At 32.5% G+C, this 9,566-nt stretch carries 10 protein-coding genes; 6 read left to right on the forward strand and 4 right to left on the reverse strand.

The genetic code is table 11. The features are described 5' to 3' along the window. The 5 genes from HMPREF2918_RS03410 to HMPREF2918_RS03430 all read left to right on the forward strand — a co-directional run. Nucleotides 1-1,713: MFS transporter (locus HMPREF2918_RS03410; protein ID WP_256263184.1), on the forward strand; the 1,713-nt coding region annotated here is incomplete at its 5' end. 1 nt (nt 1,714) lies between these two features. Continuing rightward, complete coding sequence (locus HMPREF2918_RS03415; protein ID WP_009731701.1) at nt 1,715-1,939, forward strand: hypothetical protein; 225 nt, start codon at nt 1,715-1,717, stop codon at nt 1,937-1,939. 16 nt (nt 1,940-1,955) lie between these two features. Next, nucleotides 1,956-3,068 carry a CHAP domain-containing protein gene (locus HMPREF2918_RS03420; protein WP_070594595.1) on the forward strand — a complete coding sequence of 371 codons (1,113 nt, stop codon included), beginning with the start codon at nt 1,956-1,958 and terminating at the stop codon, nt 3,066-3,068. A 13-nt stretch (nt 3,069-3,081) separates the two neighbouring features. Continuing rightward, nucleotides 3,082-3,339 carry a MerR family transcriptional regulator gene (locus HMPREF2918_RS03425; RefSeq protein ID WP_070594596.1) on the forward strand — a complete coding sequence of 86 codons (258 nt, stop codon included), beginning with the start codon at nt 3,082-3,084 and terminating at the stop codon, nt 3,337-3,339. A 10-nt stretch (nt 3,340-3,349) separates the two neighbouring features. Beyond that, nucleotides 3,350-4,621: a tyrosine-type recombinase/integrase gene (locus HMPREF2918_RS03430; protein WP_070594597.1), complete on the forward strand. Its 1,272-nt coding sequence runs from the start codon at nt 3,350-3,352 to the stop codon at nt 4,619-4,621. Nucleotides 4,622-5,211: 590 nt separating this feature from the next. Here HMPREF2918_RS03430 and HMPREF2918_RS03435 read toward each other — a convergent pair. The 4 genes from HMPREF2918_RS03435 to HMPREF2918_RS03450 are packed head-to-tail and all read right to left on the reverse strand — an operon-like array spanning nt 5,212 to nt 7,972. Next, nucleotides 5,212-5,997, reverse strand: coding sequence for an ABC transporter permease (locus tag HMPREF2918_RS03435; RefSeq protein WP_003013947.1), 786 nt, complete (start codon nt 5,995-5,997; stop codon nt 5,212-5,214). Between the two features lies 1 nt (nt 5,998). Continuing rightward, nucleotides 5,999-6,793 (reverse strand): ABC transporter permease, encoded by a 795-nt coding sequence (locus HMPREF2918_RS03440; RefSeq protein ID WP_003013825.1) that lies wholly within the window; start codon nt 6,791-6,793, stop codon nt 5,999-6,001. Next, nucleotides 6,790-7,776 carry an ABC transporter ATP-binding protein gene (locus HMPREF2918_RS03445; protein ID WP_003010129.1) on the reverse strand — a complete coding sequence of 329 codons (987 nt, stop codon included), beginning with the start codon at nt 7,774-7,776 and terminating at the stop codon, nt 6,790-6,792. The genes HMPREF2918_RS03440 and HMPREF2918_RS03445 overlap by 4 nt, the downstream gene beginning before the upstream one ends. After that, a complete protein-coding gene (locus tag HMPREF2918_RS03450) occupies nt 7,769-7,972 on the reverse strand; it encodes a hypothetical protein (RefSeq protein ID WP_003010127.1) in 204 nt (67 codons plus the stop codon). Before HMPREF2918_RS03450 ends, HMPREF2918_RS03445 begins: the two co-directional genes overlap by 8 nt. 1,035 nt (nt 7,973-9,007) lie before the next feature. Here HMPREF2918_RS03450 and HMPREF2918_RS03455 point away from each other — a divergent pair. After that, nucleotides 9,008-9,481 (forward strand): DUF1643 domain-containing protein, encoded by a 474-nt coding sequence (locus tag HMPREF2918_RS03455; RefSeq protein ID WP_070594598.1) that lies wholly within the window; start codon nt 9,008-9,010, stop codon nt 9,479-9,481. Nucleotides 9,482-9,566 lie beyond the last annotated feature (85 nt).

Below are 9,566 nucleotides of genomic sequence, written 5' to 3' on the forward strand. Positions count from 1 at the left end.
ATTCGAATTCTTGAAAAGATTGATCTCTACTCTAACTACAAGAACTATGTGTTTAATGGAGCAATGAATATTTGGAAAGGATTTATCGGTTCAAGTTCTGGCGGAGTCGCAAAACAATCACTCGTTTCAATGTTGCTTCTAATCCTAGCTTTCTATCTCTTTTACCAGTTTTTCTTTTCGAAAGGAGCTTTTTCAAGGACTCTCCTTCATGTCTTTCTAGTTCTCATCCTCGGCTTTGGTTATTTTGGAACAATCGCTGGAACATCAGGTGGTCTATATCTACTTGATACTATCAACCATGTCTCTCAAGATGTCACTAAAAATATCACGAATATCAAGGTGGAGTATGGAAATAATAAATCCATAAAAATTGGCGATTCCATGGCAGATAGCTATATTGCAGAAACCTCTTATAAAGCATATGTCTTTGTCAATACAGGTCAAGAAAATGGAAAATATAAGAATAGCCAAGATGGGAAACAAGAAACTTTTGATGATAGTAAGGTACTAGGAACAGGCGATAAAAATGGAAACTTTAAAGCAGTTAAATCGAAAGATCGCAATAAATATCTGGATGAACTAGGAAATGGAGCCAATGATGATGGTGAAAAGAACCGTTGGGTTTCAGCTATGCCTGATTTCATTTTCACTCGTATGTTTTATGTCATCTTCAAAATCTGTGAAGCCTTTGTATTAGCGATACCCGTTATCTTGATTCAGATGTTAAACGTCATTGCTCAGACACTTGTCCTGATGATGATCCTGCTCTTTCCAATTGTGCTACTAATGTCCTTTATACCAAGAATGCAAGATTTGATTTTTGGAGTTCTGAAAGTCATGTTTGGTGGGCTGCTTTTCCCAGCTATCACGAGTCTATTAACTCTTTTGGTCTTCTACATTGAAAAAATGATAGAAAACATTGTCATTACAGGTTTTGATGGCATCCTTAAAACACTTCCATCTTTGATTATCTTCGGTCTTGTCTTTAAACTACTCATTTCAGTTGTCTCAAAAGGACTTGTATACTTCCTTCTATGGAAATACAAAGCTGAGTTGATCCAATTCATTCTTGGATCCAAAGCTCGAATGGTGGCAAGTGACATTGGAAACAAAGTTGAAAAAGGAGTCACAAAGACTAGAGAGGTGGCTTCACAAGTACCATCGAGAAGTCTTTCATCTGCTCAACACCTTGGAAACTTTGCCTTAGCAGGTGCTGGTTTTGGAGCTGGGATGATGATGAATGCCAAGAGTCACTTCCAAAATGTTGGTTCTTTCTTTACTAATAAGGAATCAGAGCACCAACCCGATGAAGTGCTCCCAACAGAAACGCTTGAAACTTCAGAAAGTCTGGATGCTCCTGGACCAAACATTCCGAAAACAAAGCCAGCGCTAGAAGGGATTAAACCAGTTGAAGAAAAAATACCAACTCCTTCAATGGAATCCCCAATCACAGCGGAGCCAACACCAAGTTCAAACGAGGAATTTCAAACTCTTAAAGAAGAATGGATTTCTCCATTTAAACAACTCCGCATTAATAGTATTGAGCGCAAATTAGAGGAATATAAAGATCCTCAAGCTATGTACAAAGCTCAAGGGTCGAATGCTTTCACTCGTGCTTATAGAAAGACTATGACACGAGACGATAAATTGAGATCCAATATTGAACGAAGAGACCGATTAACAGAACGCTTAAAACAACTCAGAGGAGAATGATATGAATACCAAAATACGCTCAAGAACTGCTTTTCCAAGAGTTCTTGAAGAAACTCTTTATCAAGCCTACCAAGAAGGAAAACGCTCAGTCGATTTCCTTCTTTTATTTCCAGTCTCAGAACAAGAGCGGGACCAAATCATCCTACAGGCTAAGTCCTATTCAGTCGTTCTAGATGCAAAATGGCGTTTTGGGACTGTTTTGTTCACTGCTTATATAAGACATTAACTAGAAAGGAGATTCGATGAAAAAACTAAAATGGTTTCTATTAGCTGGTCTCATTCCTCTCTTTCTACCAGTCCTCATTATTATTATCCTTATGGGGGCTGTCGGAGGTGGTGGAACAAATGGCTCACCCCAATCCCAAAATGGAGTGACTTATGCGGATCACTGGTCAGATGGAGATCCCTATACTCACAACCTACTGGTTCATCGCTTCGGTATTACAGCAGAGCAATTAGACGGCTTTTTAGATACGTTAGGAATCTCCTATGATAAGACCCGAATTAATGGAAAGAAACTCCTCGAATGGGAAGCTAAATCTAATCTTGATGTCCGTGGAATCGTTGCGATCGCACTGAATGAAAGTTCCCTTGGAACTGCTGGAGTAGCCACTAATCCTGGAGCCAATATGTTTGGGTTTGGAGCCTATGACTCCAATCCAGAATATGCCAATAACTTTAATGATGAAGTTGCTGTTGTCGGACTAACCCAACAAACTATCATTGGAAATAAAAACCAAACCTTCAAAATTCAAGATGACAAAGCTAAAAAGTTTGCGAATGGAACGCTCAATCCAGCAACTGATGGTGGAGTCTATTTCACAGATACCACAGGATCGGGAAAAAGACGTGCAGAAACCATGCAAAAACTGGATGCTTTCATTGATGAACATGGAGGAACACCAAAAGCTCCTGAACAAACTACAGGAAAAACTCGAGATGGAGGTGGAGTTACTTCAAATGATATACCAGTAGGATATAGTCTTACAAAAGCTATCGACACAAATGGATATATCACTAGCACCTATCCTTGGGGACAATGTACCTGGTATGTCTTTAACCGTGGAAAACAAGTCGGAGTTAATTTTGATCCATTTATGGGAAATGGTGGACAATGGATGAATAAGCCAGGTTTCACAACAACCCATACACCAACAGAACACTCTGCTCTATCATTTAGCCCTGGACAAGGTGGAGCAGATCCAGTCTACGGGCATATTGCCTTTGTGGAACAAGTCAAATCAGATGGCTCAATTCTTGTCTCAGAATGTAATGTGAAAGGACTTGGAGTGATTAGTTACCGTACATTTGACGCTCAGACAGCAAAACAATTTACCTATGTACTAGGACATTAGAAAGGATAATTATATGGATACACTACAACAAGTAAAACTAGATAAAATTGAAAATCTATTACAGGTTCTGGTAAATCTTCTGGATAAAAAATCAGATACTAATCAGTTAGAAATCATGACCCAAAAGGAAGTCCTCAAAGAACTGAATATTTCCCCTAACACACTCAAAAGTTGGGAACGTAAAGGCCTGCCACGATTAGAGCCACCAATCGAAGGGACCCGAACAGTGTATTATAAACGTGGGGATATTCTTAAATTCTTGACCATCTGAGGGAAACTAAATGAAAATTGAGATAATAGAAAGAAACAATAAGAAAGTTCTTAAGAAAATCAAAAAAGATGGCTCTATAACTTACTCTATGAAAGGAGCTTATTTAGGAAATGATAAAAAAACAGGAAAACAAGTTACAACTACTATATCAGCTCCAACACTAAAAGCCTTAGATCGCAAATACTTAGAGACTAAAAGAAAATTTGAAGAAAATGATTGTACTCGAAAAGAAACTATACCTATCGGTACTATAAAAGAATTGTCGGAAGTTTGGTATGATAGTTATAAATCTTGGGTATCCTCTGATAATACTAGAAATAGAGTAAGGGGGTATTTGGATACATATATCCTTCCAAAATTTGGTGATTATAAAATAGATTCTATTGAATCTACTGAAGTCCAAAAATGGGTTGATCAGCTAGCAGAAAAAGCTAGAATAGAAATAAATAAGGGAAAACGTAAGGCAGATAAAGGAAAGGCATCTGATTATGGTGCAGTCGTTCATAAACTAAAAGATATTCTTGATTTTGGAATGGTACATTTTAATCTAAAGAATAATCCCGCAAAACAAGTCAGGATACCACCCAAGCCTAAATCGTCTCAAAACCGAGTTCAAGTTCTACATGAAAAAGATATCGCTATATGGTTGAACTACTTAGATACGCTCCCAAACTCAAGAGCCAACAGGCGCTTTAAAGTTATTTGTAATACTCTTTTAGCTTCTGCCTTACGAATTAATGAACTGTTAGCATTGGAAGTTGATGACTTACTTTTCGACTCATCAGAAATTAACGTGAATAAAACTCTTATGTGGAGGAGCGGAGACAAAACCTTAGGTACTAAAGGTAAGGTTATTTGTAAAAATTCTGCGAAAACTGATTCAGGAAATCGCAAAGTATCAGTACCTATTACCATTATTCAAGAACTTAAAGATTTTAACAATGAAATGAATAATTACTTTGAAAAACATGGGCTTCCAAAATCTAAGTTGATATTTCCCACTATCTATGGAAATTACATGGCTGATCGAAATGAGCGAGCTACTCTTATTAAACGATTAAAAGAGTTAGGTTTACCTGATTATGGTTTTCACCTATTCCGCCATACTCATGCATCTTTAATGCTCAACTCTGGAGCAAATTGGAAAGAATTACAAGAACGTATGGGTCACAAATCTATTTCAACCACAATGGATATCTATGCGGAATTAGATCCTAACCGAAAGAATGAAGCAGTCGATATTTTAATGGAACGACTTTCACAAATAAAAGGTGAAAATTAACAGTCATTTGAAACTCTACCTTTTTCTCTACCTTTTCTTCATAAACAGTCGTAAAGGCTGTTAAAATAAGCTTTTTAAGTATATAAGTTAACTTTTACAGAGGTGAAATAGGGGTTCACTACACGTCAATAGATGTTAGAAACCTTGATTTTAAGCGATTCTTGAAATTCTAAATTTCACTACATTGCAATATAAATCAACCGAATCACTACCTTTTTCACTACCTTTTTTGAAATAAGAATAATGATTCGGATATATAAAAGAAGAGGAACTTTATTGTGAAGCTCCTCTTTTTGTTATGTGTTCTTTTTCTCACAGATCATATGACCTGGTTTGACACAGTTGGATTTCAGGTACTTTCAGTTTAGCTTTATATCAACCATCATCAAAATCCAACTATTTTCTTATTTTAAAAAATATGAATAAGTTTGATTGAATGAGGGAATTTCTTTAAATTTTTTCTTAGCACCTATAAGTTAATAATACTATTCTTTAAATTATAGTTTATAATTATCTGATGTTTCAATGACCACAAAACAAAGTACAGCGAATCACTTCCTTTAGTCAAACATATAACTGAACAACATTGTTTATCTTCCTGCACTTTCATATTTTTTCAATCCTTTTCTAAAAATTGTACGACTGATAATAATCAAAAAAACTGTAAAAACTATTTGATAGAAAAATAGGTTCAATGTATCTTTCCCTAAAAATATTAATACTGCAGGATTGGCAATTAATAAATTGGGAACAAATAACATAGTGATCAATCTGTTAATACCTGTAAAAATATTATATGGATACTTAGAAATTCCAATATAATTCAAAAATACATCTACTTTTGAAAATTTAGTTGGGAACCAAAATGAACTAATCGTTATTAGAAACCAAATTGAATAATATATAATACAACCACACATTAAAGAAAGGATATAAAATAATATTTTTAATGAATTTAAATGTACATTTAAATTTCCATAACTTATAAAAATGATCGCAAGACCAAAAAAAGTATTCACGAATTGAACTAAATTAAATGATCTAAAAATATAGAACAACTGAGTATCAAACGGCCTCAATAAAATTTGATCCAAGTTACCACTCAAAATATCTGATTCTAAAATTCCCATACTTCTAATTAACAATCCCATCATAACTCCATCTACAATAGTGTAGGAACCTACCAAAAATAAAATTTGATAATAGTCCCAACCATTAAAAGAGTCTATGTTTAAGAAAATCAATCTAAAAAATACAATAGGTAAACCAATCCACAGTATCGACGAAAATAGACCACAAAAGAAGTCAAAATGAAAATTCATATCAGATTTAAAACCAAAATGAAGTAGCCTAAAAATTACTTTTATTCTAAACATTTTATCCTCCCACATTTGAGAAGTGCTCCACTCCTTTTCTCAATATGAATCTTGATATAATATAAAAAATGATGCACCAAATCAATTGAATACAAATAATTCTCAAATAGTCTATTAATTTATATGTATCATTACTAAACATCTGAAGCGGTTCATATACTAAGTATTTAAAAGGTAATACATCTAAAAACAGACGAAAATTATTTGAAAAAAAACTTAAAGGCAATAATATTCCTGATAAAAACTGAATTACTATTTCTTTAACAGTAAGGACAAAAAATATATTTTCTAACCAAAAAGAAAGCATACCTACACAACATGATATTAAAAACCATAGAACCATAGATAGAATAATTGCAATACTTCCTAAAATAAGAATTTCAATGGTTAATAACTCATTCTTGTAATAAACACTGGAGAATAAAATGACAGGAATGATGATAAATAATAAATGAGCAAGCCTATCTCCAAGCATTTTACAAAAATAATACTTATAAAAAGTAACAGGTTTTATTAATATGCTAAAAAAATTTCCTGAATGAACATCGTCATTGATTTCCCAATCAACTGGATAAAAAACAAAATATGAAAAAATTATAGTCCCCAAATAGTATTGAACCATTGAGGTAAAATCATATCCTGCTATATTTATCTGGTTACTCTGATATATATACGTCCATAAAAATACTGATATCATAATTTGTATACTTGCCTGTAACATTAACAATAGTACACTTGATTTATAGTTCAAAATAGATCGAAATGATATCAGAATAATAGACATTTCTTTTTTCAATTGTGCTCCTTTTTTGTAAAATAGTTTTGTAAAATAATTTCTTCTAAAGAAAGATTTGATATTTCAAAATCTTCTATATCTACAAGCTTATTGATTGATTCTAATGTCTCAAAGACAAAATCTCTAGGTATTTTTAGTATACATTCCGATTTTGTTTGAGAAATGACTACTACTCCTTTAACAGAGCATAACTCTGGTACCAAATCTAATGTCATTTTTATCTTTAAATATTTAAAATCAGAAAATTTAGATAAAATAACATCCATTGACTCCTGCAAAATAATTTTTCCTTTGTCAATGACGATTAATTCGTCACAAACAGACGAAATATCATCCATATCATGACTCGTTAAAATAATAGTAGTATGACATTCTTCATTCATTTTCTTTAAAAATGTTCTGATATCTTTTTTAGACTGTATATCTAACCCTATAGTAGGCTCGTCTAAAAATAATATTTCCGGACTTGTTAAAGATGCCGCGATAAACTCCATTTTCATTTTTTGTCCAAGAGAGAGGGTCCGGACCTGCTGGTAAAGCTGATCTTTTACATTCAACAAATTGCTTAATTCCTGAATTCGTTCTTGTAAAATCGCCGGTTCTACCTCATATAAAGTACCAATCAATTGAAAATAATCCATAGCCGAAACATCTTGAAATAACTGTAATTTATTTCCTACTACTATTGAAATTTTTTTTCTAAAATTTATACTTCTTTTAAATGGAATTTCTCCATTCACTTCTAATTTTCCGGAACTAGGATAAAGAGTCCCAGTCAACATTTTAATCGTTGTGGATTTACCAGCTCCATTACTCCCAATAAAGCCAACTATACTCCCTCTCTTAATCGTAAAACTAATATCTTGAACAGCTCGAATCGTTATTTGATTACGTTTCAAAAATCTCTTGATAAATGGGAGTCTTGAATCAAAATTATAAAAATTTTTAGATAAATTCTGAGCATTAATAACTATTTCACTCATATATCTCTCCTTTCGATAAAATATATTTACTTGTACTTTTTCCATACTTTACCAAAATGCTAAAGATTGAGCTAAAATCTTCGGGATGGGTAAAATAATATTTGTCTTTAAAAAGTTTCTCAAAACCTTCAAGGCGATTATTGAAATCATTAAATTTTGTATTGTCTAGCTGGTTGAATGTCTCTTTAATATCCATAAACTTTCTCCGTGATTCTTTATTTCACTTTATAAATAGAAGAGTGTCTATATATTTATAGATCCTCAAGAACTTGCATTTTATCAAGTATAAGTAGAATAGTATGTAAGGGTTTACATATTCATATTTTATGATTATTTAAGGAATCCGTCAATTTTCCACATTATTATATGACAAAATGTATTTTTTAAAAATGCAAAAATCTATGAGCAAGATGTTTGACTTCCTTTTTTAAAGTATATATACTTATATTAACCTTAGAAAAGAAAAAATGTTTGAACAGATATTCAATAATAATTACTTTTTTTAAAATTAAAATTCGAACTTTAAATTTTTATCTTTTTTATATTATTGAGTAACCTAAATTGCCCAATTTGTAAAATTTAGCTAGACAAAAAAAGACATCCAAGAGAAATTTCTTAAATGTCTGTAAACGTTGATATAAGCGTGTTGATTAACGTTTTGATAATTGTGATGCTTTACGAGCTTTCTTAAGACCTGGTTTGACACGGGTTGATTTTAGGTAATTATAAATAGCTTTATATCAAACTTTAGCAGGCTTGTACTGCTTTTTTATTTCAAAAAAATTAAATAAGTTTGATTCAATGAGGGGATTTCAGTCATGATCAGTTTCTCAAATTTACGGCTTTTACTCTTTACCAAAAATTGCAATCTTTGATTTAATTTTAAACTATATCAAAAATAAACAACTAAACATGAATAGAGATGATAGTATTTCCCTTTCTATTCTACTAATCGACTACTCGAACGGATGGAATTAAATTAGTAAAAACCCGTGTCACAACGTGGCCACATCGTGGACACTCTATTTCCTCAAAATCTCTGAGGCCTTCATGGGTAGATGTAGAATCATATTCAATTAAAGTTTTGCATTGTTGACATGTGATACGTTCATTTCCCATTTGTAATTTCCTCTCTGTTTCTGATTATATTATATCAAAAGTAATAACATTTATAAATATTATTACTTGGAAAAATCATTAATGATATAATAGAAGAAAGTGGAGGTCAACTATGCAAAAAGAAGCTACTATTTCAGACGATCAGATTTATCGCTATAAACTATCTCGTACCTGGGACTCAACAAAACCGACAATTCTATTTATTGGTTTGAATCCTTCAATTGCCAATGAAACTATCGATGATCCGACGATCACACGATGCATAAATTATGCAAAAGCTTGGGGATATGGAACCTTACTAATGGCAAACTTATTTGCTTTTAGAAGCACTTACCCAAGGGATATATATTTAGTTGATGATCCTATCGGAAATGAAAATGATCATTATATTTTAGAATGTGTAGCACAATCTGATTTAGTAGTTGCCTGCTGGGGAAATAATGGTATGTATATGAATAGGGAAAATATCATTAAGGAACTTGTACCTAATTTATATTGTCTTAAAAAAAATAAAAACGGGACCCCACATCATTCTCTAAGACTTTCTAGAAATATTAGTCCAATACCATTCAATTTCGAAATATGACTTTCCGAAAAATAGATATTTTCCAGAAAGTTGAGAGTTTGAATTGATGTATCTGCAAGACTTAATTTAAGATTCTTAAAGTCTT

It is taken from the genome of Streptococcus sp. HMSC065C01, assembly GCF_001813525.1.
Taxonomy (GTDB): domain Bacteria; phylum Bacillota; class Bacilli; order Lactobacillales; family Streptococcaceae; genus Streptococcus; species Streptococcus parasanguinis_V.

Coding starts and splice junctions, on each gene's coding strand:
- HMPREF2918_RS03415 (WP_009731701.1), top strand. CDS start 1,715: ATGAATACCAAAATACGCTCAAGAACTGCTTTTCCAAGAGTTCTTGAA.
- HMPREF2918_RS03420 (WP_070594595.1), top strand. CDS start 1,956: ATGAAAAAACTAAAATGGTTTCTATTAGCTGGTCTCATTCCTCTCTTT.
- HMPREF2918_RS03425 (WP_070594596.1), top strand. CDS start 3,082: ATGGATACACTACAACAAGTAAAACTAGATAAAATTGAAAATCTATTA.
- HMPREF2918_RS03430 (WP_070594597.1), top strand. CDS start 3,350: ATGAAAATTGAGATAATAGAAAGAAACAATAAGAAAGTTCTTAAGAAA.
- HMPREF2918_RS03435 (WP_003013947.1), bottom strand. CDS start 5,997: ATGTTTAGAATAAAAGTAATTTTTAGGCTACTTCATTTTGGTTTTAAA.
- HMPREF2918_RS03445 (WP_003010129.1), bottom strand. CDS start 7,776: ATGAGTGAAATAGTTATTAATGCTCAGAATTTATCTAAAAATTTTTAT.
- HMPREF2918_RS03450 (WP_003010127.1), bottom strand. CDS start 7,972: ATGGATATTAAAGAGACATTCAACCAGCTAGACAATACAAAATTTAAT.
- HMPREF2918_RS03455 (WP_070594598.1), top strand. CDS start 9,008: ATGCAAAAAGAAGCTACTATTTCAGACGATCAGATTTATCGCTATAAA.